Source organism: Spirochaeta isovalerica, from assembly GCF_014207565.1.
In the GTDB taxonomy this organism is placed as follows: Bacteria; Spirochaetota; Spirochaetia; order DSM-2461; family DSM-2461; genus Spirochaeta_F; species Spirochaeta_F isovalerica.
Genome location: NZ_JACHGJ010000002.1, coordinates 879,056 through 895,117 on the forward strand (window position 1 = coordinate 879,056; position 16,062 = coordinate 895,117).

The window sequence follows — 16,062 nt, forward strand, 5'->3', positions numbered from 1 at the left end:
ATTGATTTTTATCGGTCCGGCCATCATTTTTTAAAAGGGAGTTAAAAATATGAGTTCCATTACATTAATTGAAAACGGTGAAGTTTATGCGCCGCAATATCTGGGTAGGAAAAACATATTAATCGGCGGAGAGACAATCCTCGAAATAGGATCCAGCGATTCCCGTGCCCTATCGGGAATTGATATTAATGTAATTGACGCTTCCGGTAAAATCGTGATCCCCGGATTTATCGACGGCCACGTCCATATCTGCGGAGGCGGAGGAGAAGGCGGATTCAGGACCCGTACTCCCGAAATATCCCTGTCCGACCTGACTCTCGCCGGGGTGACATCGGTTATCGGGGTACTCGGAACCGACGGAACCACCCGGACCATGTCCAACCTCATTGCCAAAGCCAACGCTCTGATCGAAGAAGGCATTTCCGCCTGGGTTCTGACCGGTTCCTATCAGGTTCCCGTGCGCACCGTAACGGGCAGCATTACTGACGATATCATTCTTATCGAGCGGATTATCGGAACAGGGGAGATCGCTCTGGCAGACCACCGCTCGTCCCATCCCGGCCTCGATACTCTGGTGAAAGTTGTCTCCGATTCCAGGCTTGGAGGTATCCTCTCGGGCAAGGGGGGGATCGTCAATGTTCATATGGGCGACAGCAGTAAAATGACCGGGCTCCTGAACCGCCTTTTTGAAGAAACGGAAATTCCTCCCGGACAGATCCTTCCGACCCATATGAACCGCAATCCCTATCTTTTTGAAGCGGCTAAAGAATATGTCGGTAAAGGGGGATACGCCGATTTTACCACGAGCACAACAGAGCAGTTTATCAAGGAGGGGGAAGTCCCCGCTGCCGAAGCTTTGAAGCGGATGCTCGACGAGGAGCTTCCGGTTGACCGTATAACCTTCACTTCCGACGGGCAGGGGAGCCTGCCGGAATTCGACTCGCAGGGACGTTTTCTCCGATTGGGAATCGGTTCCTGCCGCTCCCTCGGGGAAACTCTGCAAACAGCCGTTCAGGAATTTGATATAGATCTGAGTGTTGCCCTGAAACCACTGACAGCCAATCCGGCTGCCATACACAAACTGAAAGGTAAAGGAGAGCTGAAAGCCGGTAACGATGCTGATATTCTCTTACTGAGCAAAGAATCTCTGGAGATTGATTCAGTCATTGCCCGGGGCCGGCTTATGGTCCGGGGAGGCGAACCAGTTGTCAAAGGGACGTTCGAATAGATTTTATTTATCCGCATCCCGCAAAAGCTTTTCCGCCTCAACAACATCGATATCCCCGGTCCGGAGCATTTTCAGAATCTCCATCCGCCCGATTTTTGAGGAATCGCTTTTTTCGTAGGCGGCGAACATTCCCTCGATACGGCTTCTCACCGTAGGGTAGGACAGCTGCAGAATCCTCTGCACTTCTTTCAGATTCCCGCGGCTGTGCATGAACAGGTCAAAGAGTTCCCTCATCTCCGGATCGAGTGAACAGACCGGACAGGGACTGAATCTACCGTCCATAACAGTGCCGCAGTCATGACATTCCATTTTCACTGCGGTCATTTTCCCTCCGCAGGAAGGACATTTACCCGGTATATTCATCGCTTTCCAACTCCACATTGCCGCTGACGGTTCTACAGAGAACCTTGTTTGTTCGATCGCCCTCTCCAAAACGGAAATGAACGGATTTCCGGAAATCTTCCGATCCCCGTTCCTCTGCCATATTTTCTCTCACATGGCACGATACGTTCCCGCTGATTGTAGTCGATTCACATAGGCCTGAAAAGGATCGGGGTATGAATAATCCGATCTTACCGCTCACAGTATTCAACTCCATTTTTCCTTTGTACTTTCCGGAAATGCGGCTTTCTATTCTTCCGCTGACAGTTTTCAGTTTTGCAGGACGGGAACAGTTTTTAAGGACGATATCTCCATTGACCGTTTCAACCCGCACGGGAGCATCAATCCGGTCGATTTCAATAGATCCGTTAAACAATTGCACGGCCACTTCTCCCATATTTTCCGGAATGGTAATTTTACAATCTTCACTGCATAAAAGGGCAATGACACCGTTCTTTCTCAGAACTTCGCAATCACCCTCAATGATATGGATCGCTTTGTCGGGAGACGCTATGACAGAGATATCGCTGTTTCCATTAAAAAAACCCCGTCCCGGCTGACTGATTTCTATACGGACTCCTTCTCCCGGTGTAAAGCGGTTATCTTCCATCGCCACAGGGGTAAAATCTCTGTACTTTCCGCTGATGGAAATGTTTTCAAACAAATCGCCAACAGCCTTTCCCAGATCGGAAAACCCTTTGTCGAAATTGGAAAAAAAGTTGCCGAAGGAGAAAGTCTCCTCAGAATTATGTCTGTGCCGGGAATCCTTTTCTCCCTTATCAAGTGCGGACAGAAGCTTTTCCGCCTCTTCAGCGGAGATAATCCCTTCCTGAAGCATTTTTAATATTTCCAGTCTCTCTTCTTTCATTATTGTAAATCTCCTTTTATAAAATATAAAATGCAATTTATAAAATGGCAAATAAATTAGAGAAAATCTAAAAATTACCTCTTCTCGAAGGTTGTCATTCCTGAACAGGATATTTTGTGAATTACAATTAGGTGGTTATTTTATCTCCCCAAGGAGTAAACTTGAATCATGACTATGAAAACAGTATTGTGGACAAAATACGGTTCGCCCGATGGATTAATTCCCGGAGAAAAAGAGATTCCCGAACCGGGAGACCGGGATATCCTGATAAAAATCGCTGCGGCTTCGGTCTCCGCGGGAGACTGTGAGTTCCGCCGTCTGGAATTACCTCTCGGGCTGTCTTTCCCCATGAGGCTCTACGCGGGGTGGAGAAAGCCGGAACGCCTTCAGGTTCTGGGACAGGAGTTTGCCGGAGAAGTCGTCGCAACCGGAAAAGATGTCTCGAATTATAAACCGGGGGATCCGGTTTTCGGAACGACGGGAATGGGGTTCGGCGCCTACAGTGAGTATATCCGCCTTCCCTCTGAACCGGGCGATGCTCAGGGAATCCTGTCGATAAAGCCGGACAACCTGACATTTGAAGAAGCCGCTGTCCTGCCCACAGCGGGAATGGAGGCAATCCATTATTTACGCAAAGCTTCCTTAGCGGAGGGGCAGAACGTTCTCATAATCGGCGCCGGGGGAAGCATAGGAACGCTTGTCCTCCAGCTCGCCAAATCGAGAGGGGCCTCTGTTACAGCAGTCGACAGCCCGGATAAGTTAAAAATGCTCCGACAGCTCGGAGCTGACCTGGTGATAGATTATAACCTTGAAGATTATACACAACGGGACGAGCGGTTTGATCTTATTATCGATGTCGTCGGCAGGAAATCCGTACTCAAAAAAATGCGTCTTCTGAAGAAGCAAGGTAACTATTTCCTCGCTTATGCGGGGATAAAAGATCTGTTCCTCTCGCTCTTTTTCAAGTTGTTTACCGGAAAGCGGTTGAGGATTGAATCGGCCGGGCAGTCCCGAGAGGAAATGGATGAGTTGACGGAACTGGCTGCAGGAGGAGTTCTGAAACCGCAAATCGACAGGGTGTTTCCTCTCGATAAGGCAGCGGAGGCACATCGTTACGCCGAAAGCGGCAGCAAGAAGGGCAATATCGTTCTGAAAGTTGCCGATTGACAGGAGACCCTCTATTTCCTAGTATTTCCCCAGACGGAGGTTGCTATGACTCATAGTGCGGTTAATAAGCTTGTCGTTCTCATTCTCGCTGCTTTTGTAACGGCTCTTTTCGCCCTGATGATTAAAGGGTTTCTCATGACTCTGCTTCTTGCGGGGGTTTTCTCATCTCTGAGCCAGCCGATTTACCGCAGGCTTCATGGTTTTGTGCGGGGACGCGAGTCCATTGCTGCCGGACTGACACTGCTGGCCATACTGCTCATAGTCATTATTCCTATCAGCATCATACTGAGTATCGTCGTCGTGCAGGCCGTTCAGGTCGGACAGGCCGTCGGCCCCTGGATTCAGGAAATGATTTCCCAGCCCGACCGGCTCCTGTCCACGCTGGAAAAACTTCCCTTTTACGATTATCTAGTCCAGTATCAGGATCAGATCCTGGTAAAGCTGGGCGATCTGGTCAGCAGCCTCAGCTCATTGCTGGTCAACAGCATCAGCCAGGTGACTTCTTCAACGGTCCAGGCGGGTTTTCTTTTCTTTATATTCCTCTATGCCTTCTTTTTCTTTCTCAAGGATGGTGGAAAACTGATCAATATCATCCTCTATTATCTTCCCCTGGAAGATGAGCCGGAACGGAAGCTTCTCGATTATTTTACATCGGTGACCCGGGCCACTTTGAAGGGAACTTTTCTGATCGGTATAATTCAGGGGACAATGGCCGCCCTCGGGTTCTGGTTTGCCGGAATCGATTCGGTTGTATTCTGGGGATTGATTATGACCATCCTCTCCATCATTCCTTTGATCGGTTCTTCCCTGGTCTGGATTCCGGCAGTCATCATCCTGGCCGTTTCGGGACGGATTGCTGCTGCCGTAGCTCTCGGAATCTACTGCGCCGTTCTCGTCGGGAGCATCGACAATATCCTGCGACCCGTTCTCGTCGGCAAGGATACGAAAATGCACGAGCTTTTCATCCTTCTGGGAACGCTGGGCGGAATCGGGCTTTTCGGAATCTGGGGCGTTCTTATCGGTCCGGTTATCGCGGCTCTTTTCATCAGTATCTGGGAGCTGTACGGACAGACTTTTGCCGAATATCTGCCTCCTGTTACTGAGGCGCTCTCTGTTGTCGGAGGCGGGGATGTTGAAAAGGGTGAAGAAGATGAACCCGAAGACGAGGAGAATGATACGATCGACGATGCAGATACATCGGACGGTGAAACCTAGAGAAACCAGGACAGGGCTAAATTGGCGGCTGCCACCAGAAACAGAGCCAGAGCCGAGGGAATCCTCGATTGACTCAGCTTTTCATACTCTGTCGCCCTCTCTCTTATTTCCTCAATTTTTACACCATATAAAATGTCTGTGCTTTCCGGCCTGCCCATGGCATTTCCCTGTATTCTCATTACTCCCCAAAGCACCAGCAGCAGGGCTGTAATAAAAGCATTGGAGAATATATTTCCGTTATTTTTATCAAGCGGAGCGAAGTCCAGAAGGTAAGAGAGAAAAAGCAGTATGCCGCTGAAGATGATCCCGTATGCAAAAAACTTAAAGAACTGTTTCATTCACGCTCCTTCAGAGGGGGGTGGCCCCCCTCAAGATTACTGTTTTTCCGACGGTTTTCCAGTAAAATTCAAAGCGCTCTTCAGCACAGATGTTACGCTGGCCATTTCCGATACATTGGTTGGAATTATCATGCTGTTGGTCTCTTTGGCCAGTTTCTCGAAAGACTGGAACCAGTCCGAGGCTATGCGCATGGCTACGGCTTCCTGGCCGCCCGGCTGATTGATGGCTTTGGATATTTCGTCAATTCCCTGAGCTGTTGCTTTCGCGACTTCAAGGATGGCTTTTGCCTGGCCAAGGGCTTCGTTTTCCCGCTTGATTCTCTCTCCTTCCGAGTATCTGATCGCCTGCTCTTTCTCTCCGTCGGCCCTGTTGATCTTTGCCAGCTTGTCACCTTCGGACAGAGCTATCTGCTCCCTTTTTTCCCGTTCCGCACGCATCTGCTTTTCCATGGCTTCGCGGATTGTCTTTGGAGTATCGATATTTTTTATTTCATATCTTGTCACTTTGATTCCCCAGGGATCGGATGCTTCGTCAACGGCGGCCACAATAGCTCCGTTAATATTGTCCCTCGATTCGAAGGTCACATCCAGCTCAAGCGAACCGATTTCCGAACGCATAGTGGTCTGGGCAAGCTGGCTTATGGAAAACTGGTAGTCATTGATGCCATAGCTGGCCTTAACGGGATCGACAACCCGGTAAAAAAGAATCCCGTCGATAGCGACAGAGATATTGTCCTTGGTTATACAGGTCTGCGGCTCCACATCGACTGCCATTTCTTTCAGGTTGTGTTTATAGGCTACCCGGTCAATAAAGGGGGCAATGATATTGAAACCCGCCTCCAGAGTTCTGTTGTATTTCCCCAATCTTTCGACAACGAAAGCGTTTTGCGTGGGAACGATTTTTACAATAGTGAAGATGACGCCGATTAAAGCCATGCCGATTACGATTAAAATTATTGTATTTATCATTTTCTATTCTCCTTTATCTACTGGTTCTACAATAAGGGTCAGATTGTCGCATCCCTTGATTCTGGCAGATTCTCCCGGGGCGATTTTGGTCTCGGACCTGGCGTTCCACAGGGCACCCTGATAGCGCACTTTCCCGACACCTTCTCCGGGATCGATGAACTCCGTTACCGGTACTATCTTGCCCAATTGGAGGTTAAAGTCTGTCGTGTCTCCCTTTGTTCCGGGTTTGATTCTCTTTTTCCAGATGCTGTGAAAAAATGTGAGAAAAACAATTGATGTGGCCAGAAAGACGATCATCTGAACAGCGAAACTGTTAGTCAGCCCCGCCCATGTTGTCAGAGTTGTAATGATTGCTCCCAGGCTGAAGAATCCGATGATCAGTCCCGGCAGAGCCATTTCAGCCAGAGCCAGAGCGATCCCAACGATAAGCCATACTGTTGTCGGTGAAATTGAATCTAACATAAATCTTATCTCCTCATCTTCAATTCATTTTTTCCATCTCTGCAATGGCATCATTCACAGAGAAGCCCATTGCTGTAATTTTTTCCAGATACGCCTTTGTCTCATACCGGAAAACCTCTTCTTTCTCTCTGGATTCGCTGTTTTTCACAGCCTTTACAAAATAACCCCGCCCCGGTTGTGAATAGACAAAACCCTCCTGCTCCAATTGATAATAGGCTTTGACAATTGTGTTCTGATTGACTTGTAACATTCTTGACATCTCCCTGACAGAAGTGATTTTTTCATCAGCAGAATAATTGCCGCTCAGGATGTTAACCTTGATATGCTGTTTTATCTGCTCATAAACCGGGATGATTGATTTGTAATCGACTTTTAGATTTTCAATTTGTTTCATCCGTACCACCGTTATACTTATATAGTACAGTTAAAAAATGAAAAGTCAAGAGAATTCTTTCCCGATTGGTTTTTTCTGTCTCAGCAGCTCATCAATCAAGCAGATCGATCATATTTTTTTTAAGCCTGTTTATAATCTTCTCTTCCTTCTCGCCTAGCTTTAAGGCCAGCTCCCGATAGATCATCACGATATCATCAGCCCTGGCATCTTTATTTAAAATCCAGGGTATGCCGGTGGGATTGTCCGTCTCGGCGAAAATACGCTCCGGGGGGATATGTTTCCAGACTTCTGAACCTTTGAAGATATCCGGGCCGATCGTGAACCGGGCGCCCTGATCCAGATAGGAGGGTATGAGCTCAAGAGGTCCGGAATACCAGTGAACAACAGACTTTTGAATTCCGTATTCTTTTAATAAATCGAGGACTTCCTGTTCCGCCCCTTTTGTATGGATAGAAGGAACGCATTTATATTTTGACGAAAGCTCCAGTTGGGACCTGAATATCTCTCTCTGGCGCGAATCATGACTTCTGTCTTCTATCCAGAAAAAGTCCAGTCCCATTTCTCCGGTCAGGGCGCTTCTGCTGAATATCTTTTCCAGCAAATGGAGAGGCCAGGTTTCTGTTTCAGACCTGGCCGGGTGAATCCCCGGGAGAGCGATAACATTTCTGTGTTTTTCTGCAAGGGCCAACGTCGCGTTGTAACTCTCCCGGTCTATTGAATTGGCCAGGTAGAGAACACTATCTTGAAGATCATCAGGAGACTGATCTTCAAGATGTATATGAAAATCTATGTAAGCAACTGAATCCAGCTGATTTATTATTTTTTCTTTTGAGTTCATCAAAAGTATAATACCGGTATTACGGGGATAGTTACAGAAAAAACAGTGATAATGACTGTTCATGAAAAAAGAAAATCAGAGTTGTATTGTATATAAAAGTCTTTATAACATTCTATGGATGTATCATTCTGGTTCCGGGGCTCAGATATTGCTTGAAATCATCTCAGTGACTATCTCTCCTCTTTTAGAATCATGAACGGTTTTTTTTATTCCCGGAATATTCCATTCCTCCATCATCATTTCACACTTGCAAGCCCTCTCCCGTTGACTCTCTTTAACTCTTTACCTATCATGAAAAACTATGAAATTTGAAGAGATACTTAAGACACTTAAGTCAGCTGAAAAAGTTGATAAGATCGATATAGTCAAAGGCGGTGAAGTCATCCACACTGTCCATAACCGGGAAGGCAGCGCCGGAAGTCTGAAAGTCATTGCCAATCTGGTCGATTTCGACAATGGAAACATCGACAGAGCTCTGGCCATGAAAGGATTGGAACAGTTCGGTGAACATGTGGCTAACGCGGCCGCCCGTCCGGGACAGCACCCCAATGTGGAAATGCTTCAAAGCATCGGTGAGGGGGAGTACGTAAAAGCCGTTGTCCATTATAAAGTCCCGTCGGAACTGCGGGAACGGGTTGAGAAATTCACTGCTTTGAAAAAAGAAGGGAAACTCTCTTCCGAGAGAGACGCCGCCTTGAGAACATTCAATGAGGTCATGGATCTGCTCGAAGCCGGATATCTACGGACAGCTCAGATAATCGATGGGAGATGGCAGGCCAACCAGTGGGTTAAGAACGGCATTATGCTCGGTTTCCCTCTGGGAAATATCGTTGTATACGGCGGCAGCAATGACATCGCTTTTACCGATAAAGAAACCTTTCCCGTACGGAAACTGACGGGAAGGGAAGGGTTCCGCGTCGTACCCCCCGCAGCGGGACTCCGACGGGGAGCCTATGCCGGAGCGGGCTGCGTCTTCATGCCCCCGGGATACGCCAATGTAGGCGCCCATGTCGGTGCGGGAACCATGGTGGAAAACCTGGCGGGAAGCTGTTCCCAGATCGGACGGGACAGCCATATCAGCGCCGGTGCCATAATCGGCGGCGTTCTGGATCCCGTGGAAGCCACACCGGTGATTCTGGGAGATCACGTGCTTATGGGCGAGGGATCAGGCGTAACTCAGGGAGCCAGGCTGGGTGATCTCGTTACGCTTGCTCCGGGAGTTCATATTTCCAAGGCGACGCCTATTCTCGACCCTCTCAATAATGTCGCCTATACGTCGGCGGGCACAGCGGAACTGATCACTCATGAAATCGGCGGCGGTATTAAAACGTACAGCACCGGCAGAATCCTGGCGGAAAAGGACGGCTCTTACGGCCCGGAAATCCCTGCCGGGGCTCTCGTTATCCCTTCCATGTCCGTATCGAGCAGGGGGACTCTGAAACTGACTCCCATGATTGCCAAATATATAACTTCAGCTTCAGAACGGGCTTATGCTCTGGAAGAAGCTCTGAGAGGATAAGCCGTGAAACCGAAGAGTACTTTCGCCGGAGTGGAAATCTCTGAAATCCGGAAGATGAATGCCCTGGCCGGCCGTGACACAATCAATCTCGGCATCGGGCAGCTCCCCGACGATCTGCCGCTTGCCCTCAGGGAAAAAGGGCTTGAAGCCTTCGCGCAGGGGCAGACACGCTATACCTCAAATCAGGGAAACCTGGAGCTGAGGAAGCTCATAGCCGCTTATCATTCACAAAAGAACGGCCGTAACTACTCGGCCGATCAGGTTATCGTAACCAATGGAGCGGAAGGGGCGCTGTGGAACATTTATTCGGTATATCTGGACCGCGATGAGGAAGTCCTTATTCCGGAAATCGCCTTTTCCGTCTATCAGACTATTGCGGAGCTTCACGGAGGAAAGGCCGTAACATATAAATTGAATAAGGATTTTTCTATCGATCTGGCCGATCTGGAAAGGAAAATCAACGGTAAAACAAAGTTTATTGTCATTAACAGTCCCAATAATCCGACAGGAGCCGTTCTCACCTCTGAGCAGGTGAGCGCTGTAACGGAAATTGCCGAAAGAAAAGGGATTTATATCATCTCCGATGAGATTTACAGCGAACTCTTTTTCGGAGAAAAACAGCCATCCAGCCCTATGGAGTATTCCGACCGGGTCCTCACAGTTGACGGTATATCGAAAAGAGCTGCTGCCACGGGTTTGCGAATCGGCTGGACGATATGCCCCGAAGAGATTGCCAAACCCATGATAGTCGCTAACCAGTATGTGACCACCTGCGCCTCTTCCGTTTCCCAGTATGCGGCGATTGCCTCTCTCGACGGTTCTACCGATGATTTTGTGAAGCGTATCCGCGAAGAGCTCCGGGAAAAAGGGGAATACGCCTGGAAAACTCTTAAAAGCATCAAAGGCATTCATGTGGAAAAGCCCGAAGGCGCTTTTTATATCTTTCCCGATATCTCGGCATTCGATACTTCGCGGGAAGTCGCCCTGCGCATCCTCGATGAAGTGGATGTTCTGACTATTCCGGGACTGGCTTTCGGCGAGAGAGGCAGGAATCACATCAGGATTTCCTTTGCGGTCGATTTCGACAGATTGAAAGAAGCACTCAGCCGGATAAAACACCTTTTTGAGAATTGGGAATAATTCAGGAGCGATTATGAAAGTAGAAGATATAAGCCGTCACTTTTCCATGGACGGAGGCCGATTGACCGTCTCGGGACTCGATGCGGTATCCCTGGCTGAAGAGATCGGGACACCCCTTTTCCTTTATGACGGAGAGACCATCAAGGAGAGATATTCCTATCTCAGGGAGAATCTTCCTGCGGAAGTTGATATCTTCTACGCCATGAAAGCCAACCCCAACATCGCTGTGGTCAAACAGCTTGTCAATTTAGGAGCCGGAGTGGAAGTGGCCTCGGAAGGCGAGCTCTATGCCTGCCGGAAAATCGGAGCCGATCCGAAGAGCATCGTCTTCGCCGGTCCCTCCAAGACTGACGGCGATATCGCCATGGCTGTGGAAATGGGTATTTATGCCATCAATGCGGAGAGCGTAGGAGAGATCAAACGGATTAACCGGGTCGCCGCTTCTCTGGGAAAAGTGATGGATGTGGAACTGCGTATCAACCCCGAGTTCGAAGTGGACGGCGCTGCGGTGAATATGGGCGGCGGTTCCAAGAAATTCGGTATTGATTCGGAATCTGTCGACGCGGCTATCGAAGAAGTCTCATCGCTATCGAATATCCGCCTTCAGGGAATTCATATCTTCGCCGGTACGGGCATACAGAACAGTCGGGGATTCCTGAGCAATCTGGAGAACTGCTTCCGCCTGGCCGGCGAGATCAACGAAAAACATTTCAAAGTCCTCTCCATTGATTTCGGCGGCGGTATCGGCATTCCCTATTCCGATAGGGACAGCGGGCTCAGCATAGAAGGAATCAGCAGTAAAATTACGGAACTTATCGATAAATACCCCTTTATCCGTGAGAACGGCACCAGGCTGATCGCTGAGCCGGGGCGATATCTGGTCGGACAGTGCGGCATTTATATCACTGAAGTGATCGACAGGAAATCCTCCCGGGGAAAAGAGTATCTTCTGGCGGACGGGGGCGCCCAGCATCTGCTGCGCCCCGCGCTTATCGGAACAGCCCATCCCACCTTTAACATTTCACGGGAGCAGAAGAATTTCCGCCAGTTCGATGTGGGAGGCAGCCTCTGTACTTCCATTGATTTCCTGGGGAAGGATCTCGCTCTCCCATCAGAAAGCCAAACCGGTGATCTGCTGGGAGTTTTCTGCTCCGGCGCTTATGGCTATACGGAGAGTATGCCTCTTTTCCTGAGTCATGATGTCGCTCCCGAGGTTCTCGTTCTCGGGGGTAAAGCCCATGTCGTACGCCCCCGGATCGAAATCAGAAAACTGATTGATGACATGACCATTCCCGGAGAGCTCTTATGATTAATATCAGGGCTGAATTACCTGAAATTCTGAAAGAGCTGATTGCTGTTGAAAGCGTCACTGGGGAAGAAAAAGAGATCTGTGATATTCTGGAAAAGACCATGGCTCCCTTTGATGGAACTCTGATCCGCGAAGAAAATTCACTTGTTTTCCATCTGGACCGGGGTAAAGAGAAGCGGATCGCCCTGATCGGCCATATCGATACGGTGCCTCTGGGGAACAGCACGACCGAAGCCTATGAAAAAGACTCCATGCTTTTCGGAAGAGGGGCCTGTGATATGAAAGCCGGTCTGGCCGTTATGTTGAAAATCATCAGCGATGAATCGATAGGCGCCATCTCTCTCTCCCATAATCTCTCATTTTACTTCTATTCGGGGGAAGAAGGTCCTGTTCCCAACGGAATCAACACTCTCCTGGACCGCGGTCATTTCAAGAATGTGGATTTCGCCTTTATTCTGGAACCTACCGAGTCTCGCTATTCCGTAGGCTGCCTGGGTTCTCTGGCGGTGAAAAAAGAAGTGTTCGGCGTTTCGGCCCACAGCGCCAACCCGAGGACCGGAGAAAACGCTCTTAACAAATCTCTGCAAATCTACGAAAAGATCCGGGAGATGGATGGTATCATCGGTTCCGACCGCACTCTGGACGGACTTCTCTATTATGAAACAGTCAATGTAACGGCTCTCAATACTTTCAATGCCTTCAATGTGCTGCCGCCCCGCGCGGAGCTTATGATCAATTACCGCTTCAGTCCCGAGCGCAGTCTGGAAGAGGCAAAGGAGTTGCTGTTTGCCTCCATCGGAGCTGAGAACACTGTCATTGTCGACGAAGCTGATTCCTCCTATGCCGGAGAGGGAATCGATCATTATCTCATGGAGGGAATTGACCGGGAAATCATGCAGGCCTGGACCGATATCGCCCAGCTCAACGCTGCCGGCATTCCCTCCATCAATTTCGGTCCCGGTTCCATCCGCCATGCCCATAAGCCCGATGAGCATATCAATCTGAAGGATTTTTCCGATTTTTACAAATCCATGATTTTTCATCTATAATGGAGATATGTTGAGAATATTTAGACCTCAGGTTTATCAGGGACCGCGCCGGTTCACTCACAGCAAAGGCTATTTCGAAGGGTGGTATTACAAGTTCGTAACAGAAGAGAACAGGTCCCTCGCTCTCATCCCGGGAATATCTCTCGGGAAAAAGGAATCAAAAGCCTTCATACAGATCATTGACGGAAAAGACGGATCTACCGAATATTGTTCATTTCCTTTACATGAACTGAACATTTCCTACGATCCCTTTTCTGTAGAGATAGGGGGAAACCGTTTTTCACTGGAGGAAGTCAGTTTATCGGATAATCTTCCTGTATCCGGCCGTGTTTCGCTGATTGATCCCGGATTCTATCCCGTCAGCCTTCTTCGCCCCGGCATCATGGGATGGTACCGCTATGTCCCTTTTATGGAGTGCTATCACGGTGTCGTCAGTACAGGTCACAGGCTCTCGGGAAAAATCGTCAAGGGAGATGAGGTCATCGATCTCAATAGCGGTTCCGGGTATATCGAAAAAGACTGGGGCACTTCATTTCCCACCTCCTATATATGGATGCAGACAAACAGTTTCTCCAAACCCCGTACTTCATTCATGCTCTCTCTTGCCCGCATCCCCTGGTTCGGATCGTGGTTCCGCGGCTTTCTGGGCTTCTTTATCCATGAGGGAGAGGTTATAACGTTCTCAACCTATACCGGCTCACGTCTGGAAGTACACAATATCGAAAATGAAAAAGTCTCTATGACCATAAGAGGCAGAGGACGTGGGAGACGCGGCCGGCTGAAAAAAGGTGATCGGCTGGTTATCTCTGCATCGAGAAAAGCGGCCGGCGAGTTGAAAGCTCCGGTTATCGGTTCCATGGACAGAAGGATCAGTGAAAGCATCGACGGGATGATCAACCTGAAGTTCTATCGGGGCGAACAGCTTGTTTTTCATGAGCAGTCGCCATGCAGCGGCCTGGAAATTGTCGGAGACCGAGAAGAGCTCCTCTGATCAGCTTATGGTGATTTCCGTTTTGCCAATACGTATGACATCGCCCCGTCTCAGCCGTTTCTGTTCATTGGGTCTGAGAGGGTTATTGTTCACATAAGTGGCATTGGTGCTGCCGAGATCCTTGATATAGGCGACTTTGGAAATAAACTCGATCATGGCGTGGCGTCTGGAAACAAGAGGATCGTCAATCTGCAGCTTGCATGATTTGTCCCTGCCGATCAGAATTGTTTTGTTGATGCGTATGCTGCTCGTATCGGTGCGCAGCCTCAAATGGCCGTCATCCTTTTTGCTTATGGCTTTTCCTTTGTTGCTGCGCTTGTAAACCGTTTCTTCCATCTTTACATTATGCCCTGAAATGTTGAGCTTGTCTAACCTGGGCAATCTGTTATCATAGGGTATCAGACGGAGGCTCAGTGTCAAAAATACCGGACAAAGTCGGAAAATACAAAATACTCTCGCAGATCGGGAAAGGGGGGATGGGGGTTGTCTATTCGGCCGAACACCCCACTCTCAAACGGAAAATCATCTTGAAAAAACTGACGATCCGCGATAAGGAGTTCCGGGAGAGGTTCAGGCTCGAAGCGGATATGATGATGGACCTGCGCAGCGATTATATCGTCGATATGTACGACCACTTCCGCGAGGGGAGTTCCTGGTATATCGCCATGGAATATATAGAAGGCATGTCTCTCGATGAACTGATAAAAAGGGAAGGCCCTCCGGATCTGTCCGTTCTATTTTACATCATGCTCTGCACGGCGAAAGCCCTTGAGTATATCCACGCCAGAGGCATTGTACACAGGGATATCAAACCCTCGAATATCTATATCTCCCGCAAGGGGGACGTGAAACTCGGGGATTTCGGTATAGCCTCATCCTCGCTGAAGGACGTGAGCATCACCGATTCGGGAACAGCAATGGGAACTCCCGCCTACATGGCTCCCGAACAGTTTGATGACAGCTCAACAGTGGGGATTAAAGCTGATCTTTTCTCTTTCGGCGTTACGTTCTATGAAGCGCTCAATGGTGCAAAACCCTTCCGGTCCGAAAGATACACAGAGTTGAAAAAAGAGATCCGCCGGGGAAAATACGTTCCTTTTAAAAATTACAGGAAGGACGTGAGCGGCGATGTGATCCGGCTCATGCGGCGCTGTCTCAGGATCCGGCCCTTTTTCCGGCCCCGAAACGCCGGCGAAGTAAGGAAAATTCTGGAGAGGCAGTTCCGGAAAAAAACGAATACCCTTGTGAGAGACGAGCTGGCTTTTCTTGTGACTTCCGGTAAGCCGGAAATGAAAAAGACGAAGCAGCTGACGGAAATGGTCCTCCAAACAGGGCGGAAATTCATGCCGGCCTATGTTATTCCTCTTTTTTTTATTATGACACTTTCACTTCTGGCTCTAACAGCAGGATACTATCTGGGAGGCCGCTTCGGCTTGCTCCGCATCTCGCTTATTCCGGCTGAACAGGATAGCTCTTATACTCTTTATCCGCACAATTCGGAGAGGGAACTGGATGGTTTTTTTTCATCCAAAGGTAAGAAAAGTCTCTTTCTGAAAGAGGGGAGCTATCGGGTTAGGGTCGAGAGCGGATCGACAGTGCTATGGAGATCTGTTTATGTCACACCGTTCGTCAAAAACCGAAATCCCATGGAACTGGCAATTCTGGCCGCGCCGCCCGAAGGTTTGCCTCTGGATATCGAGTTATCGGTTCGGGACCGGTTTTCCGGTGCCGATTTATCGGGGGAAACAGATATTTTTATCGGTCAGGAGGAATCCTGGGTTCTCTTCAACTCTTCCAGGAGAGAGGGGCTGAGAACAGGCGAATCATTTCATTTGAAATTCGCAAGAGAAGGGTATCTTGAGGAAAAGTATTTTCTGACGCCCCGGTATGATCAGATCCTTATAGACTTGAATGTACTGATGACGCCTCTTCCCGCTACTCTGTCTATCGATATTCCTGTGGGCGATCTCAGAATCAACGGAAAAAAGGAGTATTTTTCCCCCCGGTCTATGTCCTTTGAAAAAATCCCCGGCGAAAGAGAGACGAACCTTCAGCTGGACCTCCTTCCCGGCAAGTATTTTATTACCCTGGAAGGGCCGGAAGGATCCATTGAGAAGGAGGTAAGTCTCAAGAGTGGAGGAAATTATAATTTCCCATAAAAAAATTGAAATAGTAAATATTAAATCTTAGTATT

General features: G+C 48.8%; 17 protein-coding genes. 9 read left to right on the plus strand and 8 right to left on the minus strand.

What is annotated here, in order from left to right:
• Positions 1–49 precede the first annotated feature (49 nt).
• Positions 50–1,228 carry a beta-aspartyl-peptidase gene (iadA, locus tag HNR50_RS08720; protein ID WP_184745932.1) on the plus strand — a complete coding sequence of 393 codons (1,179 nt, stop codon included), beginning with the start codon at positions 50–52 and terminating at the stop codon, positions 1,226–1,228.
• Positions 1,229–1,231: 3 nt separating this feature from the next.
• On the opposite strand, the gene HNR50_RS08725 is transcribed toward iadA, so the two are convergent.
• Together HNR50_RS08725 and HNR50_RS08730 are read right to left on the minus strand one after the other, a co-directional pair.
• The gene (locus HNR50_RS08725) at positions 1,232–1,609 is read right to left on the minus strand and encodes a DUF2089 domain-containing protein (RefSeq protein WP_343060145.1); all 378 of its coding nucleotides are present in this window, start codon (positions 1,607–1,609) and stop codon (positions 1,232–1,234) included.
• Positions 1,575–2,477: an SHOCT-like domain-containing protein gene (locus HNR50_RS08730; RefSeq protein ID WP_184745936.1), complete on the minus strand. Its 903-nt coding sequence runs from the start codon at positions 2,475–2,477 to the stop codon at positions 1,575–1,577. The genes HNR50_RS08725 and HNR50_RS08730 overlap by 35 nt, the downstream gene beginning before the upstream one ends.
• A 168-nt stretch (positions 2,478–2,645) precedes the next feature.
• On the opposite strand from HNR50_RS08730, the gene HNR50_RS08735 reads away from it, so the two are divergent.
• Positions 2,646–3,644, plus strand: a complete 999-nt coding sequence (locus HNR50_RS08735; protein ID WP_184745937.1) for an NAD(P)-dependent alcohol dehydrogenase — start codon at positions 2,646–2,648, stop codon at positions 3,642–3,644.
• Positions 3,645–3,689: 45 nt separating this feature from the next.
• Positions 3,690–4,859 carry an AI-2E family transporter gene (locus HNR50_RS08740; RefSeq protein WP_184745938.1) on the plus strand — a complete coding sequence of 390 codons (1,170 nt, stop codon included), beginning with the start codon at positions 3,690–3,692 and terminating at the stop codon, positions 4,857–4,859.
• On the opposite strand, the gene HNR50_RS08745 is transcribed toward HNR50_RS08740, so the two are convergent.
• The 5 genes from HNR50_RS08745 to HNR50_RS08765 form a co-directional block, all read right to left on the minus strand.
• Positions 4,856–5,197, minus strand: coding sequence for a hypothetical protein (locus HNR50_RS08745; RefSeq protein WP_184745939.1), 342 nt, complete (start codon positions 5,195–5,197; stop codon positions 4,856–4,858). The two genes, HNR50_RS08740 and HNR50_RS08745, sit on opposite strands and share 4 nt — an antisense overlap.
• Positions 5,198–5,233: 36 nt before the next feature.
• On the minus strand, positions 5,234–6,166 hold the full coding sequence (locus HNR50_RS08750) for an SPFH domain-containing protein (protein WP_184745940.1): 933 nt from the start codon (positions 6,164–6,166) through the stop codon (positions 5,234–5,236).
• A gap of 3 nt (positions 6,167–6,169) precedes the next feature.
• The gene (locus HNR50_RS08755) at positions 6,170–6,628 is read right to left on the minus strand and encodes an NfeD family protein (protein ID WP_184745941.1); all 459 of its coding nucleotides are present in this window, start codon (positions 6,626–6,628) and stop codon (positions 6,170–6,172) included.
• A 19-nt stretch (positions 6,629–6,647) separates the two neighbouring features.
• Complete coding sequence (locus HNR50_RS08760) at positions 6,648–7,022, minus strand: GntR family transcriptional regulator (RefSeq protein ID WP_184745942.1); 375 nt, start codon at positions 7,020–7,022, stop codon at positions 6,648–6,650.
• Between the two features lie 91 nt (positions 7,023–7,113).
• Positions 7,114–7,860, minus strand: a complete 747-nt coding sequence (locus HNR50_RS08765) for a TatD family hydrolase (RefSeq protein WP_184745943.1) — start codon at positions 7,858–7,860, stop codon at positions 7,114–7,116.
• A gap of 301 nt (positions 7,861–8,161) precedes the next feature.
• Here HNR50_RS08765 and HNR50_RS08770 point away from each other — a divergent pair, with 301 nt between their 5' ends.
• The 5 genes from HNR50_RS08770 to HNR50_RS08790 are packed head-to-tail and all read left to right on the plus strand — an operon-like array spanning position 8,162 to position 13,868.
• A complete protein-coding gene (locus HNR50_RS08770) occupies positions 8,162–9,379 on the plus strand; it encodes a DUF2322 family protein (RefSeq protein WP_184745944.1) in 1,218 nt (405 codons plus the stop codon).
• A 3-nt stretch (positions 9,380–9,382) separates the two neighbouring features.
• Positions 9,383–10,519, plus strand: a complete 1,137-nt coding sequence (locus tag HNR50_RS08775) for an aminotransferase class I/II-fold pyridoxal phosphate-dependent enzyme (RefSeq protein ID WP_184745945.1) — start codon at positions 9,383–9,385, stop codon at positions 10,517–10,519.
• A 13-nt stretch (positions 10,520–10,532) separates the two neighbouring features.
• Positions 10,533–11,828: a diaminopimelate decarboxylase gene (lysA, locus tag HNR50_RS08780; RefSeq protein ID WP_184745946.1), complete on the plus strand. Its 1,296-nt coding sequence runs from the start codon at positions 10,533–10,535 to the stop codon at positions 11,826–11,828.
• On the plus strand, positions 11,825–12,877 hold the full coding sequence (locus HNR50_RS08785) for a M20/M25/M40 family metallo-hydrolase (protein ID WP_184745947.1): 1,053 nt from the start codon (positions 11,825–11,827) through the stop codon (positions 12,875–12,877). The genes lysA and HNR50_RS08785 overlap by 4 nt, the downstream gene beginning before the upstream one ends.
• Positions 12,878–12,884: 7 nt before the next feature.
• Positions 12,885–13,868: a tocopherol cyclase family protein gene (locus tag HNR50_RS08790; protein ID WP_184745948.1), complete on the plus strand. Its 984-nt coding sequence runs from the start codon at positions 12,885–12,887 to the stop codon at positions 13,866–13,868.
• On the opposite strand, the gene HNR50_RS08795 is transcribed toward HNR50_RS08790, so the two are convergent.
• Positions 13,869–14,204 carry an FHA domain-containing protein gene (locus tag HNR50_RS08795; RefSeq protein WP_184745949.1) on the minus strand — a complete coding sequence of 112 codons (336 nt, stop codon included), beginning with the start codon at positions 14,202–14,204 and terminating at the stop codon, positions 13,869–13,871.
• A 77-nt stretch (positions 14,205–14,281) separates the two neighbouring features.
• Here HNR50_RS08795 and HNR50_RS08800 point away from each other — a divergent pair, with 77 nt between their 5' ends.
• Positions 14,282–16,027: a protein kinase domain-containing protein gene (locus HNR50_RS08800; RefSeq protein ID WP_184745950.1), complete on the plus strand. Its 1,746-nt coding sequence runs from the start codon at positions 14,282–14,284 to the stop codon at positions 16,025–16,027.
• Positions 16,028–16,062 lie beyond the last annotated feature (35 nt).